The 22,836-nt window shown below is 71.4% G+C and carries 21 protein-coding genes; 12 read left to right on the top strand and 9 right to left on the bottom strand.

The window, feature by feature from the left end; all coding sequences use genetic code 11:
• Window positions 1-25 precede the first annotated feature (25 nt).
• From ICW72_RS10670 to ICW72_RS10660, 3 genes are all read left to right on the top strand, one after another.
• Complete coding sequence (locus ICW72_RS10670) at window positions 26-712, top strand: extensin-like domain-containing protein (RefSeq protein ID WP_191082692.1); 687 nt, start codon at window positions 26-28, stop codon at window positions 710-712.
• A gap of 73 nt (window positions 713-785) precedes the next feature.
• On the top strand, window positions 786-1,652 hold the full coding sequence (locus tag ICW72_RS10665) for an isocitrate lyase/PEP mutase family protein (RefSeq protein ID WP_191082691.1): 867 nt from the start codon (window positions 786-788) through the stop codon (window positions 1,650-1,652).
• Between the two features lie 88 nt (window positions 1,653-1,740).
• The gene (locus ICW72_RS10660) at window positions 1,741-2,229 is read left to right on the top strand and encodes a DUF6525 family protein (protein ID WP_191082690.1); all 489 of its coding nucleotides are present in this window, start codon (window positions 1,741-1,743) and stop codon (window positions 2,227-2,229) included.
• A 45-nt stretch (window positions 2,230-2,274) separates the two neighbouring features.
• Here ICW72_RS10660 and ICW72_RS10655 read toward each other — a convergent pair whose 3' ends face one another.
• Window positions 2,275-3,888: an ABC transporter substrate-binding protein gene (locus tag ICW72_RS10655; RefSeq protein ID WP_191082689.1), complete on the bottom strand. Its 1,614-nt coding sequence runs from the start codon at window positions 3,886-3,888 to the stop codon at window positions 2,275-2,277.
• 228 nt (window positions 3,889-4,116) lie between these two features.
• On the opposite strand from ICW72_RS10655, the gene ICW72_RS10650 reads away from it, so the two are divergent.
• Both ICW72_RS10650 and ICW72_RS10645 read left to right on the top strand, forming a co-directional pair.
• The gene (locus tag ICW72_RS10650; RefSeq protein ID WP_191082688.1) at window positions 4,117-5,706 is read left to right on the top strand and encodes a Na/Pi cotransporter family protein; all 1,590 of its coding nucleotides are present in this window, start codon (window positions 4,117-4,119) and stop codon (window positions 5,704-5,706) included.
• A 44-nt stretch (window positions 5,707-5,750) separates the two neighbouring features.
• The gene (locus tag ICW72_RS10645) at window positions 5,751-5,993 is read left to right on the top strand and encodes a DUF1289 domain-containing protein (protein ID WP_223880524.1); all 243 of its coding nucleotides are present in this window, start codon (window positions 5,751-5,753) and stop codon (window positions 5,991-5,993) included.
• Between the two features lie 54 nt (window positions 5,994-6,047).
• Here the strand turns inward: ICW72_RS10645 and ICW72_RS10640 are convergent, their stop codons facing one another.
• The 4 genes from ICW72_RS10640 to ICW72_RS10625 form a co-directional block, all read right to left on the bottom strand.
• Entirely contained in the window at window positions 6,048-6,839 is a 792-nt protein-coding gene (locus ICW72_RS10640) for an efflux RND transporter permease subunit (protein WP_191082687.1), read from the bottom strand.
• Window positions 6,836-7,477 carry a TetR/AcrR family transcriptional regulator gene (locus ICW72_RS10635; RefSeq protein ID WP_191082686.1) on the bottom strand — a complete coding sequence of 214 codons (642 nt, stop codon included), beginning with the start codon at window positions 7,475-7,477 and terminating at the stop codon, window positions 6,836-6,838. Before ICW72_RS10635 ends, ICW72_RS10640 begins: the two co-directional genes overlap by 4 nt.
• 64 nt (window positions 7,478-7,541) lie before the next feature.
• Complete coding sequence (locus ICW72_RS10630; RefSeq protein ID WP_191082685.1) at window positions 7,542-8,330, bottom strand: SDR family NAD(P)-dependent oxidoreductase; 789 nt, start codon at window positions 8,328-8,330, stop codon at window positions 7,542-7,544.
• Window positions 8,327-8,743, bottom strand: coding sequence for a DUF2141 domain-containing protein (locus ICW72_RS10625; RefSeq protein ID WP_191082684.1), 417 nt, complete (start codon window positions 8,741-8,743; stop codon window positions 8,327-8,329). The genes ICW72_RS10630 and ICW72_RS10625 overlap by 4 nt, the downstream gene beginning before the upstream one ends.
• Before the next feature lie 158 nt (window positions 8,744-8,901).
• Between ICW72_RS10625 and ICW72_RS10620 the strand changes: the two genes are divergently transcribed.
• The 4 genes from ICW72_RS10620 to egtD all read left to right on the top strand — a co-directional run bounded on the left by ICW72_RS10620 (window position 8,902) and on the right by egtD (window position 12,321).
• Window positions 8,902-9,822 (top strand): MBL fold metallo-hydrolase, encoded by a 921-nt coding sequence (locus ICW72_RS10620; RefSeq protein ID WP_191082683.1) that lies wholly within the window; start codon window positions 8,902-8,904, stop codon window positions 9,820-9,822.
• 93 nt (window positions 9,823-9,915) lie between these two features.
• Window positions 9,916-10,047, top strand: a complete 132-nt coding sequence (locus ICW72_RS10615; protein WP_191082682.1) for a CDGSH iron-sulfur domain-containing protein — start codon at window positions 9,916-9,918, stop codon at window positions 10,045-10,047.
• Window positions 10,048-10,150: 103 nt separating this feature from the next.
• Window positions 10,151-11,350 carry an ergothioneine biosynthesis protein EgtB gene (egtB, locus tag ICW72_RS10610; RefSeq protein ID WP_191082681.1) on the top strand — a complete coding sequence of 400 codons (1,200 nt, stop codon included), beginning with the start codon at window positions 10,151-10,153 and terminating at the stop codon, window positions 11,348-11,350.
• The gene (gene egtD / locus ICW72_RS10605) at window positions 11,347-12,321 is read left to right on the top strand and encodes an L-histidine N(alpha)-methyltransferase (RefSeq protein WP_191082680.1); all 975 of its coding nucleotides are present in this window, start codon (window positions 11,347-11,349) and stop codon (window positions 12,319-12,321) included. Before egtB ends, egtD begins: the two co-directional genes overlap by 4 nt.
• A 66-nt stretch (window positions 12,322-12,387) precedes the next feature.
• On the opposite strand, the gene ICW72_RS10600 is transcribed toward egtD, so the two are convergent.
• The 3 genes from ICW72_RS10600 to katG all read right to left on the bottom strand — a co-directional run bounded on the left by ICW72_RS10600 (window position 12,388) and on the right by katG (window position 17,642).
• A complete protein-coding gene (locus ICW72_RS10600) occupies window positions 12,388-14,808 on the bottom strand; it encodes a pyrroloquinoline quinone-dependent dehydrogenase (protein WP_191082679.1) in 2,421 nt (806 codons plus the stop codon).
• Between the two features lie 57 nt (window positions 14,809-14,865).
• Complete coding sequence (locus ICW72_RS10595) at window positions 14,866-15,303, bottom strand: helix-turn-helix domain-containing protein (protein ID WP_191082678.1); 438 nt, start codon at window positions 15,301-15,303, stop codon at window positions 14,866-14,868.
• A gap of 134 nt (window positions 15,304-15,437) precedes the next feature.
• Window positions 15,438-17,642 (bottom strand): catalase/peroxidase HPI, encoded by a 2,205-nt coding sequence (gene katG / locus ICW72_RS10590; protein ID WP_191082677.1) that lies wholly within the window; start codon window positions 17,640-17,642, stop codon window positions 15,438-15,440.
• A gap of 189 nt (window positions 17,643-17,831) precedes the next feature.
• On the opposite strand from katG, the gene ICW72_RS10585 reads away from it, so the two are divergent.
• Genes ICW72_RS10585 through ICW72_RS10575 form a run of 3 tightly spaced genes read left to right on the top strand, consistent with a single transcriptional unit; the run spans window position 17,832 to window position 21,192 of the window.
• On the top strand, window positions 17,832-18,737 hold the full coding sequence (locus ICW72_RS10585) for a LysR substrate-binding domain-containing protein (RefSeq protein ID WP_191082676.1): 906 nt from the start codon (window positions 17,832-17,834) through the stop codon (window positions 18,735-18,737).
• Between the two features lie 35 nt (window positions 18,738-18,772).
• Window positions 18,773-20,341 carry a GMC family oxidoreductase gene (locus tag ICW72_RS10580; RefSeq protein ID WP_191082675.1) on the top strand — a complete coding sequence of 523 codons (1,569 nt, stop codon included), beginning with the start codon at window positions 18,773-18,775 and terminating at the stop codon, window positions 20,339-20,341.
• Window positions 20,338-21,192, top strand: a complete 855-nt coding sequence (locus tag ICW72_RS10575; protein ID WP_191082674.1) for an alpha/beta fold hydrolase — start codon at window positions 20,338-20,340, stop codon at window positions 21,190-21,192. Before ICW72_RS10580 ends, ICW72_RS10575 begins: the two co-directional genes overlap by 4 nt.
• A 7-nt stretch (window positions 21,193-21,199) precedes the next feature.
• Here the strand turns inward: ICW72_RS10575 and ICW72_RS10570 are convergent, their stop codons facing one another.
• Window positions 21,200-22,819: an ABC-F family ATP-binding cassette domain-containing protein gene (locus tag ICW72_RS10570; protein ID WP_191082673.1), complete on the bottom strand. Its 1,620-nt coding sequence runs from the start codon at window positions 22,817-22,819 to the stop codon at window positions 21,200-21,202.
• Window positions 22,820-22,836 lie beyond the last annotated feature (17 nt).

Below are 22,836 nucleotides of genomic sequence, written 5' to 3'. Positions count from 1 at the left end.
CCCGCGCGTTCCCACATGCCGGTGAATGCGCCTGTTGCTTGCCCTTCTTTTTCTCGCCGCCCTTGCCGGGGCCGTCTTCCTGGCGCTCCGGCATCTTCCGCCCGAATGGGACCCGCGCGAGCCGCTGGACCTGCGCGCCGCGCCAGGCTGGATGACCGACCTGAAGCTGCGGCGCCTTGCGCGGGAGCCGGAGGCCTGCTTCGCCGCCTTCGCCGCCTCCGGCATGACGCCGCGGCGCGTGCCCGACCGCCCCTCCGACACCGGCTGCGCGATCGAGAACGCCATGCTGCTGCCCGGCGAAGCGCGGCTGCAGCCGGCCAACCCGGTGGTGACCTGCCGCATGGCCGCCGCCTGGGTGCTGTTCGAGCGGCACAGCCTGCAACCCGCCGCCCGCGCGCATCTGGGCACGGAGGTCAGCGGCGTGCGTCACCTCGGCACCTACAATTGCCGCAACGTGAACCATGCCCGGGCCGGCCGGCGCAGCCAGCACGCGACGGCGAACGCGATCGACATCGCCGCCTTCACGCTGCGCGACGGGCGAGAGGTGCGGCTGCTGCGCGACTGGGGCGGCGCGGGGCCGGAAGCCGCCTTCCTGCGCGGCGTGCGTGATGGCGCCTGCCGCTGGTTCCGCGCCGTGCTCGGCCCGGACTACAACGCCGCGCATGCCGACCACTTCCACTTCGACATGGGGCCCTGGCGCAGTTGCCGCTGAGCGGCGCCGCGGGGGGCCTCTTCCAAGCCGGGCCGGTCTCTGTCTCCATGACCGCACCGCACAGGAGGAACACATGCCCCGAACGCCACTGAAGCCCCTTCTCGCCCGGGGCAAATGCCTCATCGCCCCCGGCGTCTTCGACCTGATCTCGACGCACATGCTGAACCAGCACGGCGCGGAAGCCACCTACATGACCGGCTTCGGCGTGGTGGCCTCGGCGCTGGGCCTGCCCGATGCGGGGCTCGCGACCTATACCGAGATGCTGGACCGCGCGCAGAAGATCGCCGCCTTCTCGAAGGCGCCGGTCATCGCCGATGCGGACACCGGCTATGGCGGGCTGCTGAACGTGCGCCACACGGTGCGCGGCTATGAGGCGGCCGGCATCGCGGCCATCCAGCTCGAGGACCAGGAATTCCCGAAGAAGTGCGGCCACACGCCCGGCCGGCGCGTGATCCCGCTGGCGGACATGGTCCGCAAGATCGAGGTGGCGGCGGACAGCCGTTCCTCGGCGGATTTCCTCATCATCGCGCGCACCGATGCGCGCACCTCGCTGGGCCTGGATGAGGCGCTGCGCCGCGCGGAGGCCTTCGCGAAGGCCGGCGCCGACATCCTTTTCGTGGAAAGCCCCGAGAGCGAGGCGGAGATGGAGGCCATCGGCCGCGCCTTCCACCAGCCGCTGCTCGCCAACATCGTGGAGGGGGGCAAGACGCCGGTGCTGCCGCGCGCGCGCCTGGCGGAGCTGGGCTTCCAGGTCGCGATCTATCCGGCCGCGGGCTTCCTCTCCACCGCCGCGGTGCTGGACGGGATGTACCGCCACCTGACCACGACGGGCAGCAGCCTCGACGCGCCGGTGCCCGTGTTCGACTTCAAGAAGTTGACGGAGATCATGGGCTTCCCCGACGTTCATGCCTTCGAGCGGCGCTGGGCGGAGACGGGCTGAACCGCGCCGCAGGGGTGCCGCGCGGCGCGCGGCTGATCCACGCCTTCGGCGCTTCCACCCGGGCCGGATGCTGCTCTAGAAGCCGGCCATGGACAACAGCATGGCCACCAAGCCCTACAGCAAGCTGAAGGGCGACCCCTACCGGGCCTATGAGGAGCTGCCCCGCGAGGTGCGCCGTGCCTTGCAGGAAGCCCTGGTGGACTGGTGCCCGTTGCGCGCGCGCGAATGGCACCTGCACCTGCTGCGCCAGCAGCGGTTGAAGCCCGCGCAGGCGGTGTCGCTGCTGGTCCAGACCATCCGTCGCCAGGACCAGGCCGAGGTCACCTCCTTCGCGCGGACATGGCCGAAGGGTGCCAGTGCCTATCCGCACCTCGCCGCCGGCGCGACGCTCCAGCGCTATGCCGGGCCGGAGGGCATGCCCGCGCTGCTGCCTCTTCCGCCCGCCGCGTCCCCGCAGCGGGCCAAGGCCCCGCCGCCCCAGCGGCCGGAGGCCCCGCCGCCGCGGCGGTCCAAGGCCCCGACCAAGCGGGCCAAGGCCCCGGCCAAGCGCAAGGCGGCCCGCCGCGCCCGGCGCTGAACCGGGACGCCCGCCCTTGGTGAGGCCACCAAGGGCGGTCAACCGCTACGCCCGCCGGATATTCCAGAACAGCGGCGGCTGGCCCTTCAGCATGCCCGTCAGGCTGCGGCGGAAGGCCGTGGGCTGGTAGTACATGCCGGTCGGCACATAGGGCACCTCGTCGAAGGCGATGCGCTGCATCTCCGTCGTCGCCGCCAGCGCCGCCGCGTCATTGGGCGCGTCGAACCAGGCGTCGCGCTGCGCCTCCATGGCGGGGATCTCCGGCCAGCCCGGCCAGGCATTGGCGCCATGCCCGCGGATGGAGGCGTGGCTCGCGGGGTTCCAATGGTCCACGCCGGACCAGAAGGTGAAGAAGCCGCTCCAGCCGCCCTGGTCCAGCGGGTTGCGGCTGGCGCGGCGGGCCACCAGCGTGCCCCAGTCGGTGGAGACGAGATCCACGTTGAAGCCCATCCGCCGGAACAGGTCCGCGCCCACCAGCGTGGCGGCGTTGATGGAGGAAAGGTCCGTCGCGTTCAGCAGCACGAGGCGCGCGCCCATGGCGCCGGCCGCCTGCAACTCGGTGCGCGCGGCCTCCACGCTCTTGCGCAGGCGGTCGAGGCCGACCGTGGAGGCGGAGGGGGATTCCGGCGCGAAATAGCCGATGCCCTCGCGCCGCAGGTCCGGCCGGCCCTCGATGCCCGTCTGGCCGATCACCGCCGTCATGAAGTCCATCTGGTTGATGGCGGTCAGCACCGCGCGGCGCACGGCGGGGTTGTTGAAAGGCTCGGTCGCGTGGTTGGGGCGGAAGATGCCGATGAGGCCCGTGTTGTTGATGATGTCCACGCCGATGTTGCGGGCCGCGGCGCCGCGCAGGAAGAGCGGGAATAGGTCGGCGGTCGGCTGCTCCCACCAATCAATTTCGCCCGATTGCAGGGCGGCGGCGGCGGTGGAGTGGTCGGGGATGATGCGCCATTCCACCCGGTCGAAATGCGCCACCTTGGGCCCGGCCGTCATGGACGGCGTGCCGTTGGGCACGGGCACATAATCCGGGTTGCGCGTGTAGGCGAGCGAGGAGCCCGGCACCCATTCATTCTGCACGAAGCGATAGGGGCCGCTGCCCACCGCCTCGGTGATGTTGGTGAAGGGGTCCACATTCGCCAGCCGCTCGGGCAGGACGAAGAGGCAGCTCGTCGTCACCTTGGAGAAGGCTTCGAGCATCTTGGGGAAGGGCTTTTCCAGCCGGATGGAGAAGACGCGGTCGCTCTCCTCCGTCATCTCGGCCACGCGGGACATCAGCACCTGGCCGAAGGCGTCGCGGCGGCCCCAGCGGCGGATGGAGGCGATGCAGTCGCGCCCGCGCACGGCGGAACCGTCATGGAACTTCAGCCCCTCGCGCAGGGTGAAGCGCCAGAGCAGGCCGTCATTTTCGACCACATGGCCCTGGACCATCTGCGGCTGCGGGCGGAACTGCTCGTCCATGCCGTAGAGCTGGTCATAGACCAGCATGGCGTGGTCGCGCGCCACGAAGGCGGTGTTGGTGAAGGGGTCTATGTTGCCGGGGTTGGCGTGGGGCACATAGCGCAGCACGCGGTTGCGGGCCGGCTGGGCGATGGCGAAGCGCGGGAGGGCGGCAGCGGCCGCCAGGCCAGCGCCGCCCGCCAGGATGTCGCGACGAAGCATTCTTGGAGTCTCCAGGGGTGAATTGCCGCGAGGCTAGCGGGCCGGGGCCGCGCCGCTCAAGTCTCTGTTTCGGGACGAGGATGGGGGTGGCCGGTGAATGAGCCCGGCCAGCCCATCCCTGTTCCCCGGCCTCCCGCGCGGCCATAATCGCGGCCATAACGAGGCGTCTGCATGTTCCATGCCGGCGCAATCCATCGGGGACGGGGCCCAGCCACAGTGATCTTCGCCTTGCTTGCGGGCCTCGGCCTGATCTTCGTCGGCACCCACTTCCTCACCGTCAACATGAAGGAACTGGCCGGGCCCCGGCTGCGCCGCCTGGTGCGCGCGGTCACGCGCCACCCCGTCCAGGCGGCGATGGTGGGGGTGGGGTCCGGCGCGCTGGTGCAGAGCACCAATGCCGTCACCTTCATCGTGGTGGGGCTGGTCTCCGCGGGCGCCATCACGGTGCAGGCCGGAATGCCCATCGTCACCTGGGCCTATGCCGGGACCACGCTGCGCCTGCTGCTGATCTCGCTCGACAGCAGCACCCTGACCTATGCGCTGCTGAGCCTGGTGGGCGCGGCCTATCTGTTCGAGATGCACAAATCCCCCCGCCACGGCTTCCTGGTGAACGCGGCGATGGGCCTTGGTCTTCTGATGCTGGGCGTGCAGCTCACGGTCATGGGCGCGCGGCCGCTGGGGGATTCCGCCACGGTCCGCGCGGTGATGGCCTTCGCCAGCCAGTTCTACTTCTGGGGCTTCATCGTCGGCACCCTGCTCGCGACGGTGATGCAGGGCATGACCGTCTCCGTCATCGCCATCGCGCTGGTCAGCGGCGGGCTGCTCGGCCTCGACCAGACCATGCTCATCGTGGTGGGGGCCAATCTCGGCTCGGGGCTGATGAGCTGGATCCAGGCCAGCACCTTGAAGGGCACGGAACGGCAACTCTCGGTCTATCAGGTCATCCTGAAGGTGATCGGCTGCCTGGTGCTGCTGCCGCTGCTCTCGCTTGAGCACTTTTTCGGCGTTCCCACCATCGTGGCGCTGACAGGTGCCATCACCACCGATGTCGCGCTGCAGGTCACGCTGGTGCATTGGCTGTTCCAGCTGGTGGCGGCGCTGGTGGCGAGCCCGCTGAACGGCCCGATCTACCGGCTTGTGGCCCGCCTCAGCCCGCCCTCGGCCGAGGAGGTGCTGGAGCGGCCCGCCCATCTCTACAACCCGCGCCCGACGGGTGCGGCCGAAGCCATCCGCCAGGTGGAGCAGGAGCAGGACCGGCTGATGCTGCGCCTTCCCCTCTTCCTGCACGGCGTCCGCCCCGGGGAGGAGGGGCCCAAGCCCCCCAGCCTCGCGGTGCTGCAACGCTCCGGCCGGGCGCTGGGCGCCACCATCCGCGAATTCACGCTGGACGCGGTGGCGCAGGCCGGGCCAGGCGCCGAAAGCGACCGCCTGCTGCGGCTGGCGGACGCGAACCAGGTGCTGGCGGAATTGCAGGCCAATGTCGCGCAATTCGTGGCCGCCGCCGCGACGCGCGGCGAGGGCGGCGCCACGGATGGCATGACGCGCAGCTTGGTCGAGGGGCTGCACGCGCTGCTCGAGATCGTGGCCGCCGACCTCGGCGATGCGGAGAGCGACCCGGAATTCCTGGTCAAGCTCGTGGCCGATCGCAGCGTGGCGCTGCTGGCGGTGCGGGAGCGCGTCTCCGGCGACGCGGCGCCCACCAGGCCGGAGGAGCGCCTGGCCCTGTGGCGCTCCATTGACCTGTTCGAACAGATCATCCTGCTGCTGCGGCAATATGTCTGGAGCCGCAGCGCGATTCCGGCCATGGCCATCCGCTGAGGCTGGCAGCGAGCTGAAAGGGCAGGTGGGTTGCGTTTTCCGGCATGGTCACGCTGGCGGACCATGCCCATCTGCCCGACATGGCGAGCCCCTGCATTGACGTCTGCCGCTTCGACGAGGCCACCGGCTGGTGCCTTGGCTGCGGCATGGCCAAGCCCGAGAAGAAGCGCTGGAAGAAGGACCGTGACGCGCGGCCCGCCGTGCGCGACGCCCTGCCGGCGCGGCTGGCCGCCCTGGAACGGGCGGGCCACCGCACCGGCAAGGCGGCGAAGCGGAAGAAGGGATAGCGTCTGATCGTCCTTGGCGAAGCCAAGGGCGTGAATCAGCCGCTCAAAGGCGCCCTACGGAAACGGCCGCCCCGCCAGCGCGCCGCGATAGAAGACCCACGTCATCACGGCCCAGAACAGCGCCGCCGCCCAGGCCATCGCCACCGCCCAGGCCGGCGGCAGCGCGCGGTCCGCCGCCCAGCCCAGCGCCGGCACCGCCTGCATCATGTGGGTGGCGAAGAAATGCGGCGCGCGCAGGTCGCCCACCTCGCGCGACCAGCCCACCAGCGGCCAGCGCGCCTCCGGGCTCATGGGTGTGCCGATGTGGTGCGCCATGCGCCCGCCCATGTCGAAGGCGATGATCAGCGTCAGCACCGTGCCGCCCATCAGGCCCAGCGCCACGGCGTGGCGCAGCCCGGGGCCGAGCCGCGCCTGCCCGTCCAGCAGCGCCACCACGCCCAGCACGGCGGCGGCCGAGGTCAGCACCACCGCGCCCGTCGCCATCAGCGAATACATGGTGGCGTGGAAGCGCGTGGAGAGGTTGAAGTGCGAGCTTTGCTGGATGGCCCCCTGGAAGGTGATGTAGGCCACCTCCAGCACCGCCATCAGCACGGCCAGCAGCAGCACCGCCTGCACCACCCAGCCCATACGCCATGTCTCGCCGAGCCGCCCCGCCACCCAGGCGAGCGTCGCCAGGTGCAGCGCCACCGAGAGCTGGAACTTCATGGGCTTCACCCAGACGCCCACGCCGCCCAACTGCCGCGAATCCACGCGGTCCAGCCCTGCCGTCACGAGAAACACCAGCAGGAACCCCAGGACCGCGAGCCAGGCCAGCGGCAGCGCCGCGCCCGCCTCGCGCGCCATCATGTCCGTCGGCCGCGGCGGGGTTGCGGCAGGGCGGCGCGCAGCCCTTCCTCCATGCGGGCCATGGCGTGGGCGTGCATGGAGGTCATGACCGCGCGCGGTAGGCGGAGCGATTGCAAAGCGCAGCATTGGCCGATGCTGGCCAGGCCATGCAGCATGGACCAGACCAGCAGCGCGTCCTGGCGCGGATCGGCGGGGCGGGCGGCTTCGGGCCGCGCCGCGTCCAGCGCCGCGATGGCGGACTTGAGCAGGCCGAAGGCGTGGCGGCCATCGCCCATCATGTCGGGATGCGCCTCCGCGTCGGGCAGGGGCGTGCCGAACATCAGCCGGTATTGCAGCGGGTGGCGCAGCGCGTAGTCGAGATAGGCGCGGCCCATGGCGTGCAGATCGTCGAAGGGGTCCTTCGCGCGCGGGCGTGCGTCCAGATGGGCGGCGAAGGCGGCGAAGGCGCGGCGCACCACCTCGGCCAGCAGATGGTCACGGCTGGGGTAGTGCTTGTAGGGCGCCTGGTGCGAGACGCCGAGGCGACGCGCGACTTCGCGCAGGCTCAACGCCTCGACGCCGTCGCGCTCGATGACGGCGAGAGCCTCGGCGATGCAGGCCTCGCGCAGGTCGCGCGGGGGTTCGGGCTTGCGGGGCATGCGGGGCCTTGTGGCGAAGGTGCTGGCCAGACTAGCCAAATCGCCGCCAGGGACCAAGCGGGGCTCAAGCCACATGGCGCGCCATCCCGGACATGACGCGGCCCATCATCCAGACACGGCCGCGGCGCGGCAGCGGGGTGAGCGCGAATTCCAGCGCCTTGGACAGCATGCCCGGCCGCACCACCGCCCGGCGGCCGAGGGCCGCGACCAGCCCTTCGGCCACCGTGGCGGGGCTGTCGGTCGCGCCCATGCGCATGCCGGCGCGCGCCGCGAAGCCGCTGCGGACGGGGCCGGGCGCCACGGCCAGCACGTCCACGCCGCGCGCGCGCAGTTCGGGCGCGATGCCTTCGGCCAGCGACTGCACGAAGGCCTTGGTCGCCGCATAGGTGGCCGCGTGCGGCACGCCCTGGAAGGCGACCAGCGAGCTGAACAGCACGATGCCGCCACGGCCGCGCGCGGCGAAGCGGTTGCCGAATTCATGCGTGAGCGTCAGCACCGCGCGGCAGTTCACGTCGAGCATGGCCAGTTCCTCGTCGAGCGGCGCGGCGAGGAAGGGACCCGAGGTGCCAAAGCCCGCCGCCGCCACCAGCAGGCCGATGTCATGCGCCGCGCTTTCGTGGCGCAGCGTGGCGAGTCCGGCCTCGGTGCCGAGATCCAGTGCCAGGCATTGCACCGTGACCCCATGCGCCGCGCGCAATTCGGCGGCGAGTATGGCCAGCCGATCGGCCCGCCGCGCCACCAGCAAAAGGGAAACACCCTGTGCGGCCAAGCGCTGCGCCGTGGCCTGGCCGATCCCGTCGGAAGCACCGGTGACCAGCGCCCAGGGGCCGTAGCGATCGAGACGCGCGCTCATCGGCCGAGCCTGATCTCGATGCGCGTGGCGGGGCCCTCGGGCACCTCCACCGCGGCCTCGCTGAAGCGCGGCGCGCGCAAGGTGGGGCGGATGTTGTTGGACACGCCCCAATCCTCGGTGGGGATGCCGAGGAAGTTCGTGTCGGTGCGGCGGTTGCCGTTCAGGTCGTGCGAGACGGCCACCGCGTAGCGCCCGGGGCGCAGACCCTCGAAGCGGCAGGTGACGCCCTCCGGCCGGGCGGGCTGCCAGAGCTGGGTGGCGGGCGCGGCATCGGTGGGGAAGCCCGCTTCGGTGGCGTAGAGGGCGCAGCCCACCTCGCCCGTGGCGCCGCGCGCGCCAGTGACCGTGACGTCCAGCCCCGAAGCGGCGGCGGGTGTCGCGAGGAGGAGGAGCAGGAAGGGCAGGGGACGCATGGCGGGACCTCTTGAGTTGACAGCGTCAACTTCATCGCGCACTTAAGTTGACGGCGTCAACACAATTCGATGTGACAATCCGATGACGCACCGCATTTCAGTTGACGGCGACAACTCATGAAGTTGACAGTGTCCCCGTCACGCAAGGATGCCACCCCATGGTCACCCGCCGCAGCCTCGGCCGCGCCACCGGCGCGCTTTCCGTCCTCGCCCTTTCGCCAGCCGGGGCCTACACGCCCGGGGCGGGGCTGGAGGTCGCGAAATATGACCGGCCGGGCCAGGGATCGGTGAACTCCTTCCTGCTGATCGGCCCGCGTTCGGTCGTCATCGTGGATTGCCAGCGCACCTCGGTGGAGGCCGCGCAGGTGGTCGCCCATGCCCGCGGCACCGGCCTGCCGGTGGAGGCCATCTTCCTCTCGCACGAGCACGCGGACCATGTGACGGGCCTCGACGTGGTGCACCGCGCCTTCCCCGACGCGCCCATCCTCGCCAGCGAGATCACGCGCGACTATGCGGCGCGCAGCGGCCGCGAGCTGATCGGGATGATGCAGGGCTTCTTCCCCGGCCGCGTGCCCGACACCCTGCCGGTGCCCACGCGCGTGCTGCGCCCCGATGAACGCATCACGCTCGCTGGCGCCGAATGGCGCGTGGACCAGCTGGGCCGCGGCGAGGCGAGCGGCATGACGCTGCTCCATTCCGAAGCCAATGACCTGCTGGTGACGGCCGACCTGGCCGGCAACCGCGCCACGCCCTGGCTGCTGGACGGCCACACCCTCGAATGGATCGCGCAGCTTGAAGCCGCCCTGCCGCGCTATGAGGGCGTGGGCACCGCGCTGCCTGGCCATGGCGCCGCCGCGCCGGCCGGCGTGCTGATCCGCGAGCAGCTGGACTATCTCCGCACCATGGAGCGCCTGGTGCGCGCGGAACTCGCCACCGCCACACCGCTCTCGACGGAGGCGGCGGGGCGCATCCGCACGGCGATGGATGCGCGCTTCCCAGGCTTCCCGCGCGTGGCGCCCATGCCCAACCTGATCGAGCTGAACGCCGGCGCGTTGGCCCGCGAGATCGCGGCGCGGTGAGGGGAGTGCACGCCATGCGCCGCCGCGACATTTCCCGCCGCCCGTGAACCTGGTGCAACCCCGCGAGGACGGGCCGCTCTCCGTCGCGGGCCCATGGAAGTCTTCAGCGGCACGGGGCGCACGCTGCTGAAGGCGGAGGCGGCGCTGCTGTGCCGCTGCGGGCAGTCGCGCAGCAAGCCCTTCTGCGATGGGTCGCATACGGCGGCGGGGTTCCAGGCGGACTGACGCGCAACCTCAGGCCCCGCCGCGCGTTCACCCCCTCAAGCCATCGGCCGGGCCGGACCCTCCGCGCTCCGGATCGGCGGCCCTGCGCGAAGGGGAGAGAGACATGGACCAGCACGCCAGGCTGGAGGCGGAAACCTCGCTGGCCGACCGCTACGCGGCATTGCGCGCCGGCACCGAGCGGCTGGCCGAACCGCTCTCGCCCGAGGATCAATGCGTGCAATCCATGCCCGATGCCTCGCCGGCCAAGTGGCACCGCGCGCACACCACCTGGTTCTTCGAAACCTTCGTGCTGAAGCCGCATGTCGAGGGCTATGAGGGCTTCGACCCGGACTTCGCCTATCTGTTCAACTCCTACTACCTGGCCGCCGGGCCCCGCCATGCGCGGCCCCGGCGCGGCATGCTGACGCGCCCCGCGACCGCGCGTGTCACCGCCTATCGCGCGCATGTGGACCGGGCGATGGCGGCGCTGCTGGCCGGGCCGCTCTCGCCCGAGGTGGCGACGCTGGTGGAACTGGGGTTGCGGCATGAGGAACAGCACCAGGAATTGCTGCTCACCGACGCGCTGCATTTGATGGCGCAAAACCCGCTCAACCCGGCGATGGACCCCGCCTGGCGCGAGGCCACGCCGCCGCCCGCCATGCTGCGCTGGCTGGACGGGCCCTCGGGCATGATGGCAGTGGGCCATGACGGCGAGGGCTTCGCCTTCGACAACGAGGCCCCGCGCCACCGCGTCTTCCTGGAACCCTTCGCCATCGCGGACCGTCCGGTGTCCAACGCCGAATGGATGGAATTCATCGCGGATGGCGGCTACCGCACCGCCTCCCTCTGGATGAGCGAGGGCTGGGCGCAATGCGAGGCCGAGGGCTGGCAGGCGCCGGAACACTGGGAGCCGCGCGACGGCAACTGGCTGGGCTTCACGCCGGGCGGGCTGGGCACGCTCCATCCCGACGCGCCCGTGCGGCACATCAGCTGGTATGAGGCGGATGCCTATGCCCGCTGGGCCGGCTGCCGCCTGCCGACCGAGCAGGAGTGGGAGGTGTCCAGCGCCCTGCCGGGCTTCCTCGCCGCCGAGGGCCATGTCTGGCAATGGACCGGCAGCGCCTATCGCCCCTATCCGGGCTTTCGCCCCTGGGCGGGCGCCGTCGGCGAGTACAATGGCAAGTTCATGATTGGCCAGATGGTGCTGCGCGGCGGCTCGCGCGCCACGCCGCCGGGCCATGCGCGGCCGACCTACCGCAACTTCTTCCCGCCCGGGGCGCGATGGCAGTTCACGGGGCTGCGCCTCGCGAAGGACGTGGCATGAGCCGCGCGGAGAACCGGTATGACCCGGAGGCCGAGGCCCGCGCGCAACGCGCCGCCCTGCTGGCCGACGCCGTGGCGGGCCTGACCGCCGAGCGCAAGACGCTGCCCTGCAAATGGCTCTATGACGCCGAGGGCGCGCGGCTCTTCGAGGAGATCATCCGCCTGCCCGAATACTACCCGACGCGCACCGAGACCGCGATCCTGCTCGATTGCGCGGCCGAGGTGGCCGCACTGGCGGGGCCGGGCGCCGCGGTGGTCGAATTCGGCTCGGGCAGCGCGGAGAAGGTCGGTCTGCTGCTGGACGCGATGGAACGCCCCGCCGCCTATGTGCCCGTGGACATCGCGCCCGAATGGCTGGAGGAGGGCGCGGCGCGCGTCGCCGCCGCGCATCCGGGCCTGACGGTGCTGCCTGTGGTCGCGGATTTCACACGGCCCTTCCCGCTGCCCCGCCTGCCGCGGGGCACGAATTTGCTGGGCTTCTTCCCGGGCTCCACCATCGGCAATTTCACGCCCGATGCGGCGCGGGAGTTTCTCCGCATGGCGGGCCGCATCCTGGGGCCTGGCGCGCGGCTGCTGATCGGCGCCGACCGCGTGAAGGACCAGGCCGTGCTGGAGGCCGCCTATGACGACGCGGCGGGCGTCACCGCCGCCTTCAACATGAACCTGCTGGCGCGGCTGAACCGGGAAGTGGGGGCGGATTTCGACCTCTCCGCCTTCCGCCACGAGGCGCGCTGGAACGCGGAGAAGGAGCGGATCGAGATGCACCTCGTCTCGCTCCGCCCGCAGCTGGTGCGGATGGCCGGGCGGCGCCTGCGCTTCGCCGGCGGCGAGACCATCCACACCGAGAACAGCCACAAATACCGCCCCGAACGCTTCACCGCCCTCTGTGCCGAGGCGGGCTGGAGGGCGGAGCGGCATTGGGGCGATGCGGACGGGCTGTTCTCCGTCTGGCTGCTGAAGCAGGGCGGCTGAGGCCCCCTCCTTCACTGGCGCGTGAGGACGGTGGCTCGCCCGCATGATGCGGGCGAGCCTTTCGCATCACTCCTCCAGGGCGAAGACCACCAGGTAGTCGCCCGTGCGGGTTTCCAGCCGCTGGTGCCCGGCGGCCCCGATGGCCACGTATTGCCGCCCCTCATGCATGTAGGTCATGGGGCTGGCCTGGCCGCCCGCGGGCAGGCGGCCGGACCACAGCAGGCGGCCCGTCTCCGTCTCGAAAGCGCGCAGCCAGTCATCCTGCGCGGCGGCGATGAAGGTGAGGCCGGACGCCGTCACCAGCGGCCCGCCGATATTGGGCGTGCCGGTCGGGATGCGCAGGAAGGTCGGCATCAGCAGCGGGCCGGTGTCGAAGCCCGTGCCCAGCGGCTGCGACCACAGCAATTTGCCGGTCGCCATGTCCGTCGCCGCGAGATACCCCCAGGGCGGCGCGATGCAGGGCACGTCCAGCGGCGAGAGCCACATGGGCCGCCGCACGCCATAGGGGGTGCCGGCCTGCGGCGCCGTCTCCTGGTCCGGCCGCGCGCCGCCATCGCCCACCGCCAGGTCCGTCACCTCCGCCTGCGGCACCATCAGGACCTGGTTGGGCAGGCGGCTGTGGTTGGTGATGGCGATGCGCCGCGCCTGGTCCACGCCCAGCCCGCCCCAGTTGATGCCGCCGATGGTGCCGGGGAAGAGCAGCATGCCGCGCCCCTCGGTGGTGGGGGGCGTGAAGATGCCCTCGTAGCGCATCTGGTGGAACTGGATGCGGCACCAGGCGGCGTCCAGCGGCGTCACGCCGAAGGTGTGGCGCGCGTCAATGACCTCGGGCACCGGGCCCGGATGGCCCGCGAAGTTCGGGTAGAAGACCGAATGCGGCTGGTCGGGCGAAATGCGCTCACCCGACAGCAGCGGGCCCTGCGGGGAGGGGCGGCGCTCGATGGGCCGCAGCGCCTCGCCCGTCGCGGCGTCGAAGACGAAGAGCGAGCCGGTCTTGGTGCCCTGCACCACCACGCGGCGCATCGCCCCCTCGATCTCCAGGTCCATCACCACCGGTTGCGCGCCGATGTCGTAGTCCCAGAGGTCATGGTCCACGGTGGCGAAGGACCAGCGCGTGGCGCCGGTGGCGAGTTCCACGGCCACGACGGCGGAGGTGAAGCGGTCCTCCTCGGCCGTGCGGTCGCCGCCCCAGTGGTCCGCGCCGGAATTGCCGGTGCCGAGGAAGACGAGGCCGAGTTCCTCATCGGCCGTGATCAACGTCCAGACATTGGGCGTGCCGCGGGGGAAGATTTCACCCGGCGCCAAGGGGGCCTGCGCGTCCGGCCGGTGCGCGTCCCAGGCCCAGAGCAGCGCGCCGGAGCGCGCGTCATAGGCGCGGACCACGCCGGAGGGCGCATCGCGGCGCTGGTTGTCGCTGACCTGCTGCCCGATGATGATGGTGTCACCCACCACGGCGGGGCCGGAGGTGTTTGAGGCGAAGCCGGGCTCGCGGATGCCCATGCCTTCCGTCAGGTCCACGATGCCGTTGTTGCCGAAATCGGCGCAGGGCGTGCCGGTGCGGGCGTCCAGCGCGAACATGCGGCCATCGGCGGTGGTGGAGAAGATGCGCTCGCCGCAGGCCTCCGCACCCGGCGTCCCGTGATGGCCCACGGCGCGGCAGGCCACGCTGAACAGGCTTTCCATCACGGCGGGCGAGGTCTGCGGGTCGAAATGCCAACGCTCCTGCCCAGTCGCGGGGTCGAGGGCGAAGACCTGGCCGCTGGCGCTGCAGGTGTAGAGGCTGCCGCCGACCACCAGCGGGGTGTTCTGCGCGGAGTAGTAGACGCGGTCATTGGGCGGCAGGTCGCGGGTGCGGTGGCGCCAGACCTCACGCAGGCGGGAGACGTTGGCGGGCGTGACCTGCGCCGCGGGCGAATAGCCCTGGCCGAGATGCGACCCGCCATGGGCGCGCCAGGTGGCGGCGTCATTGCCGCCCGCCGGAACCACCTGCGAGGCGATGGCCGCGCCGGTGGCGGGCTGCATCGGCCGTTCCCAGAAGAAGGCGACGAGGCCCGCGCTGGCCAGGATGCCCACGCCCGCCGCTCCGCCCACGGCCAGGCCCGAGCGCGGCACCCGCGCCAGGATGGAGGCCGCGAAGGCGAAGGCCAGCAGCGCGAAGACGATGCCCACGCGGCCGGCCAGGTCGAAGCCCCAGGCCGGCATCCAGCCCTTGCCCGCGATCTCGACCAGCGCCCAGGCGAGCGCCACGCCGAAGGCGACCAGCATGGCCAGGCCCTCGGCCGCGCCGGGGCGGCGCCAGCCCAGGAAGGCCGCGATGACCAGCAGCAGGCCGCAGACGAGGTGCATGGGCGTGCCGCCCACCGCGACCAGCCAGCCGCCCAGACCCGCCTGGGCCAGGCCCAGCAGCCCCACCAGCAGCAACAGCAACAGGTGCACGACGCGCCACCCCCGTGACACGAAGAACCGGTCGCTGTGTGGCATGGCCATGGATGTCCCTCCCGCGTGAAGGACACGAAACGCGCGGCAAGCGTCAGCGTTGCAGCGTCAGGCGCGGCGGGGGTCTGGGGATGCCGGGCGGCGCAGGCGGACCATCACCTCCACCTCGCCCGGGCGTTCGGCCAGGGCCTGGCGCAGCAGGGCCAGCAGCGTCTCGGGCGAGACGTGCAGGTCCACCGTCTGCGCCGTCTCTTCATAGACCAGGTGGGAATGCGGCTCGGGCACGGTGTCGAAGACGGCCTCGCCGCCCGGGCTGGGCAGGCGGCCCAGGAGGCCGTGGTCGGCCAGGGTGTCGAGCAGGCGCGCCACCTCGGCCGGCGGGGCCGCGATGCCGGCGGCGGCGGCCATGCGCGCGGCGGCGGTGGGGGTGAAATGCGTCTCGGCGTCGCCGCGCAACAGGGCCAGCAGCCGCGCCATCTGGCCCTGCGCGGGCAGGCCGGCGCGGCGCAGCGCCTCGCGCAGCGTGGCGTCCACGGCATGGGGCATGCGTGATCCTCCCGGGGCGCCCTTGCTGGGCGGATTGCCCTGCCCTCTCGGCGGGGAGGCCGGGCCTGCGCAACGACAGGCCCGGCCGGATTTCCGGCTTCGGTGTTGTCACCGAAGCCGATCGGAAGCCCGCCTCAGACCAGGTCGAAGCGGTCCGCGTTCATGACCTTGGTCCAGGCCGCCACGAAATCCTTCACGAACTTCGCGTGCCCGTCGGACTGGCCATAGACCTCGGCCAGGGCGCGCAGCTGCGAGTTGGAGCCAAACACCAGGTCCACCCGCGTGCCCGTCCACTTCACCTGGCCGCTCGCGCGGTCCCGGCCCACATAGGTGCCGGGATTGTCTGCGGACGGCGCCCAGGCGGTGTTCATGTCGAGCAGGTTGACGAAGAAGTCGTTCGTCAGCACGCCCGGCCGCTGGGTGAAGACGCCATGGCGGGAACCGCCCGCATTGGCGTCCAGCGCGCGCAGCCCGCCCACCAGCGCCGTCATTTCCGGCGCGGTGAGACCCAGGAGCTGGGCCTTGTCCACCAGCATCTCCTCCGGCGCCACGGTGAAGTCGCGCTTCTGGTAGTTGCGGAAGCCATCGGCCTCCGGCTCCAGCGGCGCGAAGCTGTCCACGTCGGTCTGCTCCTGCGTGGCGTCGGTGCGGCCGGGGGCGAAGGGCACCTCGATGGCGACACCCGCGGCCTTCGCCGCCTGCTCCACCGCGGCGCAGCCGCCGAGCACGATCAGGTCCGCGAGCGAGACCTTCTTGCCGCCCGCGGCCTTGGCGTTGAAGGCGGCCTGGATGGCTTCCAGCTTGCCCAGCACCATCGCGAGCTGGGCGGGGTTGTTGGCCTCCCAGTCCTTCTGGGGGGCGAGGCGGATGCGCGCGCCATTGGCGCCACCCCGCTTGTCCGAACCCCGGAAGGTCGAGGCCGAGGCCCAGGCGGTCGCCACCAGCTGCTGCGTGGTCAGGCCCGAGGCCAGGATCTCCGCCTTCAGCGCCGCGATGTCCGCCGCATCCACCAGCGCATGGTCCACCTTGGGCACCGGGTCCTGCCAGATCAGATCCTCGGCGGGCACGTCCGGGCCGAGGTAACGGATCTTCGGCCCCATGTCGCGGTGGGTCAGCTTGAACCAGGCGCGGGCGAAGGCATCGGCGAACTGGTCGGGGTTCTTGTGGAACCGCTCGCTGATGGCGCGATAGGCCGGGTCCATCTTCATGGCCATGTCCGCCGTGGTCATCATGGGCGGGTGGCGGCGCGAGGGGTCATGCGCGTCGCGCACCAGCGTCCAGGCGGCCTTGTCGGTCGGGTGCCACTGCCAGGCGCCGGCGGGCGACTTGTGCAGCTCCCACTCGAAGCCCAGCAGCATGTCGAAGTAGCCATTGTCCCACTTCGTCGGCTCGGGGGTCCAGGCGCCCTCGATGCCGGAGGTGATGGTGTCCACGCCCATGCCGCTGCCATGGCTGCTGAGCCAGCCCAGGCCCTGCAGCTCGATCGGCGCGGCCTCGGGCTCGCGGCCCACCAGGGCGGCGTCGCCCGCGCCATGGCATTTGCCGAAGGTGTGGCCGCCGGCCACCAGGGCCACCGTCTCCTCATCGTTCATGGCCATGCGCGAGAAGGTCTCGCGGATGTCGCGGCCGGAGGCGAGGGGGTCGGGCTGGCCGTTCGGGCCTTCCGGGTTCACGTAGATCAGGCCCATCTGCACGGCGGCGAGCGGGTTCTCCAGCTCACGGTCGCCGGAGTAGCGCTTGTCGCCCAGCCAGGTGTCCTCGGTGCCCCAGTAGATGTCCTCCTCGGGCTCCCAGATGTCCACGCGGCCGCCGCCGAAGCCGAAGGGCTTCAGGCCCATGGACTCGATGGCGCAATTGCCGGTGAGGACGAAGAGGTCGGCCCAGGAAATCTTGTTCCCGTACTTCTGCTTGATGGGCCACAGCAGGCGCCGCGCCTTGTCGAGGTTGGCGTTGTCGGGCCAGGAATTCTCGGGCGCGAAGCGGTGCGCGCCATTGCCCGCGCCGCCACGGCCATCGCCCGTGCGATAGGTGCCGGCGGCGTGCCAGGCCATGCGGATGAAGAAGGGGCCGTAATGCCCATAATCCGCCGGCCACCAGGGCTGGCTGACCGTCATCAGCGCCATGATGTCGCGCTTCAGCGCCTCGAGGTCGAGCTTCTTGAATTCCTCGGCGTAGTTGAAGGCCTCGCCCATCGGGTTGGACTTGGCGGAATGCTGGCTGAGGATGCGCAGGTTCAGCGCATTGGGCCACCAGTCGCGGTTCGAGCGGCCGGCGAAGGTGGTGTGGCGGGGTGTGGCCCCGTGCATGACCGGGCACTTGCCCGCGGTATTTCCGTCCATGTGTCGCCTCCGTGCTGGCTTCTGCGGTTGATCCGTCGTTGGGACGCGCGCCGCCCGGGTTGGGACCGTTGCGGCCCGCCCCCCTGCTGCGGTCTTGCCACAGGCTAGAGGCATCACGAGTATGAAGGGAACCACTTAATCTCAACTGTCGTCATAGATGCCATCTATGGCGCTTGCCATGGTCCCCGCATGAATCTCCGTGACCTCCGCTACATCCTCGCGATCGCCGAACACGGGCAATTCAGCCGCGCGGCCGAGGCCTGCGGCATCAGCCAGCCCACCCTGTCCGTGCAGGTCCGCAAGCTGGAGGAGGCGCTGGGCGTCACCCTCTTCGAGCGCGGCGCCAAGAGCGTGGTGCCCACCGATGCCTGCGACCGGCTGCTGGGCCATGTGCGCGGCGCGGTGGCCGAGGCGGACGCCATCCTGGCCGTGGCGCGGGACCTGCGCGACCCGCTGGCGGGGCGGTTCCGGCTGGGCATCATTCCCACCCTGGCGCCCTATTTGCTGCCGCTGATCTTCGCGCCGCTGCGGGAATCCCTCCCCGCGCTGGAGATCGAGCCCTGGGAGGACCAGACGGCGGCCCTGCTCGAGCGGCTGCGGACCCACCAGCTCGACGCCGCCCTCCTGGCGACTGAGGAGGACGGGCCGGACCTGGTGGGCGACCCCCTCTTCGAGGAGCCCTTCCTGGCTGCCCTGCCGCCCGAGCATCGGCTCGCCGGCCGGGAGGTGGTGGACGAGGCCGAGCTTGCCCAGGACATCCTGGTGCTGGCCGACGGGCATTGCCTGCGCGACCAGGCGCTGGCGGCCTGCGGCCAGGCGGGGGTGCTGGGCAGCACGCTGCGCTCGGCCAGCCTCTCCACGCTGCTGAACATGGTGGCGGCCGGCTATGGCACGACGCTGATCCCCGGCCTGGCGGCGGGGGCGGCGCAGGATGCGGGGCTGGTGCTGCGGCCGCTCTCGGCGCGGGCGGGCCGCTGCATCCGCATCGTGTGGCGGGCGGGTTTCCCGCGCCGCGCGGCGGTGGAGGCGGTGGGCCAGGTCATCGCCACCCGGCTGCGCCCCTTCGCCCAGGGGGCTGCCGCCGGCGCGGTGTAGGGGTAGCCTTCGCCCCTCACAGGGAGTGACGGCGCATGTGGGATGTGATCGTGGTGGGCGCGGGCTCGGCCGGGGCGGCGCTGGCCGCGCGGCTTTCGGAAGACCCGCGCCGCCGCGTGCTGCTGCTGGAAGCGGGGCGCGACTGGCGCCCCGAGAGCGCCCCGCACGCCCTGCGCAGCGCCAACATCATCCCCTTCATGCACGACCCGGCGCACCAGGCGGAATGGCAATGGCCGGGGCTGATGACGCGCCGCACCCGCGCCCAGGCGCCGAAATACTACTGGCGGGGGAAGGCCATGGGCGGCTCCTCCACGGTGAACGCGCAGATCGCGATCCGCGGCGTGGCGGCGGCCTTCGACGCCTGGGCGGAGGCGGGCTGCGAGGGCTGGGCGGCCGCCGACGTGCTGCCGCTCTTCGACCGCATCGAGGATGACGCGGAGTTCGGCCGGCAGGGCGGCCCGCTGCCCGTCTTCCGCATGCCGGAGGCCGAGTGGGGCGCGGTGGATCTGGGCTTCCGCGATGCCGCGCTGGCCGAGGGCTATCCCTGGATGGCCAACCTCAACGCGCCCGAGGGCGAGGGCGTGGCCTGCAACCCCATCAACCTGCGCGACGGCCAGCGCGTCACCACCCATGACGGCTATATCGAGCCCGCGCGCGGCCGCCCGAACCTGAGCGTTCGCGGCGAGGCGATGGTGGACCGCGTGCTCTTCGACGGCGCCCGCGCGCGCGGCGTGCGGGTGCGCTTCGGCGGCGGCGCATGGGAGGAGGTGGCGGGGCGCGAGGTGGTGCTGTGTGCCGGCGCCATCCACAGCCCGGGCCTGCTGATGCGCAGCGGCATCGGGCCGGCGGAGGCGCTGCGCGCGCTGGGCATTCCGGTGCTGCGCGACAACGCGGCGGTCGGGCAGCACTTCATGGACCACCCGGTGCTGCGGGCGAACCTAGCGCTGAAGCCCGAGCACCGCGCGGCAGGCCTGGACGCGCGGCACACCAATGCCTGCCTGACCTATTCCAGCCATCTCGGCGGCGGCGGCGTGCGGGACATGATCATGGTGGCCTACAACCATCGCGGCCTGGATGCGTCCGGCATCGGGCCGATGGGCGCGGTGGCGGTGGGGCTCTACGACGCCTTCTCGCGCGGGGAGGTGCGGCTTGTTTCGGCCGACCCGGAGGCGCAGCCGGAGGTGGAGGAGAACATGCTCGACCACCCCGCCGACCGGTTGCGGATGCGCGACGGCATCAGGCGGCTGGCGCGGCTTTGCGCCCAGCCGGGGCTGGCGGGGCTGGCGGAGGGCATCACCTTCAGCGAGACGCGCCTCTCCATGGACGAGGCCGCCGCCTTGCCCGATGACGCGCTGGACGCGCTGATGCTGGAACATGCGAGCGACATCCAGCATGCCGCCGGGACCTGCCGCATGACGGCGCACGAGGACCCGCGCGGCGTGGTGGACCCCGATCTGCGCGTGCGCGGCGTGGAGGGACTGCGCGTGGCGGACGCTTCCATCATGCCCACGGATTGCCGCGCGAACCTGCACTTCACCTGCGTCATGATCGGCGAGATGGCGGCGCGGCGCATCGCACAAGACAAGGGAAGGACAACGCCATGATCGAGGACCGGAAGATCACGCTGGGCCCGGGGCTCGTCTTCGACGTGTTCCTGGCGGGACCCGAGGACGGGCCGCTGGTGCTGCTGCTGCACGGCTTCGCCGTCTCGCGCCACCTCTTCGACAAGCAGCTGCCCGCGTTGGCCGAAGCGGGCTATCGCGCCGCCGCCCCCGGCCAGCGCGGCTACTCGCCGGGCGCGCGGCCGGACACCACGCTGCACGCGAATTACGACATCGAGAAGCTGGTGGGCGATGCCATCGCGATGGCCGAGGCGCTGGCGCCGGGCCGGCGTTTCCACTTGGTGGGCCATGACTGGGGCGGCAGCCTGGCCTGGGACATCGCGACGCGCGTGCCGGAGCGGCTGGCCTCGCTGACCATGCTCTCGCGCCCGCATCCCGGCGCCTTCGCCCGCGCCATGCGCGAGGACCCGGACCAGCCCCATCGCTCGCGCCACCACAAGGCCTTCCAGGAGGCGGATGCGGTGCCGAAGCTGCTGGCCGACAATGCCGCCTGGCTGCGCACCCGCCACGCCGCCCAGGGCATCCCGCCCGAGGCGACGGAGAAACACCTGGCCGTGATCGGCAACACGGAGACGCTGGAGGCGGCGCTGGCCTGGTATCGCGCGCGCGGGCGTGTCTATCGCGACATCGGGAAGGTGCGTGTGCCCACGATGTTCATGTGGGGCGATGCGGATGACACGGTGGGGCGCATGGCGGCGGAAGGCACGGCGGAATTCGTGGACGCGCCCTATCGCTTCGAGGTGCTGCCAGGCGGCGGCCACTACGCGCCGGACCAGATGCCCGAGCGCGTGACGGCGCTGCTGCTGGAACACCTGCGCGCCCACCCCGTCTGACGCGGGGCTAGCTCCGCAGCCCCGGCGCTTCCTGCCCCGTGCGCGCCACGTATTCCGTGTAGCCGCCGCCATAGTCGTGCACGCCATCCGGCGTCACTTCCAGGATGCGGTTGGACAGCGCCGCCAGGAAGCGCCGGTCGTGCGAGACGAAGAGCATGGTGCCTTCGTAATTCGCCAGCGCCGCGATCAGCATCTCCTTGGTCGCCATGTCCAGGTGGTTCGTCGGCTCATCCAGCACGATGAAGTTGGGCGGGTCGAACAGCATGCGCGCCATCACGAGGCGCGCCTTCTCGCCACCTGACAGCACGCGGCAGCGCTTGTCCACGTCGTCGCCCGGAAAGCCGAAGGCGCCGGCCACGCCGCGTAGCGCGGCCTGGTTCGCGCGGGGGAATTCGTCTTCCAGCGATTGCAGCACGGTGCGCTCGCCATCCAGCAATTCCATGGCGTGCTGCGCGAAATAGGCCATCTTCACGCTGCCGCCGAGCGCCACGCTGCCCGTGTCCGGCGCCAGGTGCCCCGTGGCCAGCTTCAGCAGCGTGGACTTGCCCGCGCCATTGGTGCCCAGCACCGCGCAGCGCTCGCGCCGGCGCAGCAGGAAGTCGAGCCCCTCATAGATCACGCGCGAGCCATAGCGCTTGTGCACGCCCTTGAGGTTCACGACATCATCGCCCGAGCGCGGCGCGGGCTGGAATTCGAAGCTGATGGCCTGGCGGCGGCGCGGCGGCTCCACGCGCTCGATCTTGTCGAGCTTCTTCACCCGGCTCTGCACCTGCGCGGCGTGCGAGGCGCGGGCCTTGAAGCGCTCGATGAACTTGATCTCCTTGGCCAGCATCGCCTGCTGGCGCTCGAACTGCGCCTGCTGCTGGCGCTCGGCCATGGCGCGCTGGGCTTCGTAGAATTCGTAGTCGCCGGAATAGCTGGTCAGGCTGCCGCCATCGATCTCGATGATCTTGTTGACGACGCGGTTCATGAACTCGCGGTCGTGCGAGGTCATCAGCAGCGCGCCGTCATAGCCGCCGAGGAAATTCTCCAGCCAGATCAGGCTTTCCAGGTCCAGGTGGTTGGAGGGCTCGTCCAGCAGCATCACGTCGGGCCGCATCAGCAGGATGCGGGCCAGCGCCACGCGCATCTTCCATCCGCCGGAGAGCTTGCCGACATCGCCCTCCATCATCTCCTGGCTGAAGCCGAGCCCGTCCAGCACCTCCCGCGCGCGGCCCTCCAGCGCATAGCCGCCCAGCTCCTCGAAGCGGGCCTGCACCTCGCCGAAGCGTTCCAGCACGGCGTCGAAATCCGTCTGGTCGGGGTCGGCGAGGGCAGCTTCCAGCCCGCGCAGCTCGGCCGCCACGGCGCTCACATCGCCCGCGCCCTCCATCACCTCGGCCACCGCGCTGCGGCCCGCCATCTCGCCCACATCCTGGCTGAAGAAGCCGATGGTGACGCCGCGATCCACCAGCACCAGCCCCTCATCGGGCGGCTCCTCGCCGGTGATCATGCGGAACAGCGTGGTCTTGCCGGCGCCATTGGGGCCGACCAGGCCGATCTTCTCGCCGCGCTGCAGGGCGGCGGAGGTCTCGATGAACAGCAGCTGCCGTCCGTTCTGCTTGCTGATGTTGTCGAGGCGGATCATGTTGTGGCGCGCGGCTC

The organism is Roseococcus microcysteis, from assembly GCF_014764365.1.
Lineage (GTDB): Bacteria > Pseudomonadota > Alphaproteobacteria > Acetobacterales > Acetobacteraceae > Roseococcus > Roseococcus microcysteis.
This window is presented reverse-complemented; position numbering and strand designations above follow the sequence as displayed.